The sequence below is a fragment of the Pelomicrobium sp. G1 genome (assembly GCF_051905455.1).
GTDB lineage: Bacteria > Pseudomonadota > Gammaproteobacteria > Burkholderiales > UBA6910 > Pelomicrobium.
In genome coordinates this window covers 1-277 of the sequence record NZ_JBQACR010000334.1, presented here as the reverse complement: position 1 = coordinate 277, position 277 = coordinate 1, and the positions used below count along the sequence as shown (strand labels likewise).

1 protein-coding gene is annotated in these 277 nt (G+C 72.9%); it reads left to right on the top strand.

What is annotated here, in order from left to right; translation table 11 throughout:
- A partial coding sequence (locus ACTFO6_RS18740) for an HRDC domain-containing protein (RefSeq protein WP_439935870.1) occupies window positions 1-277 on the top strand: 277 nt, incomplete at both ends.

The following is a 277-nucleotide window of genomic DNA, read 5'->3' as shown; positions in this document are numbered from 1 at the left end:
GACGTGCTGGGGCGGCTAAAGGCGCTGGCGGCATGGCGCGAGCGCGAGGCGCAGAGCAAGGACCTGCCGCGCGGGCGGATCATGAAGGACGAGACGCTCGCAGACGTCGCCAGCCATCCGCCCAAGGAGCAGCGCGACCTCGCCAAGGTCCGCGGGCTCTCGCAGAGCTGGGCGGGCAACGACATCGGCGCGCGGCTGATGGCGGCGCTGGAGGCCTCGGCGCCGATGACCGACGACGAGATACCCGCGCGCGAGGATCGCAAGCCCGGGCTCGGCA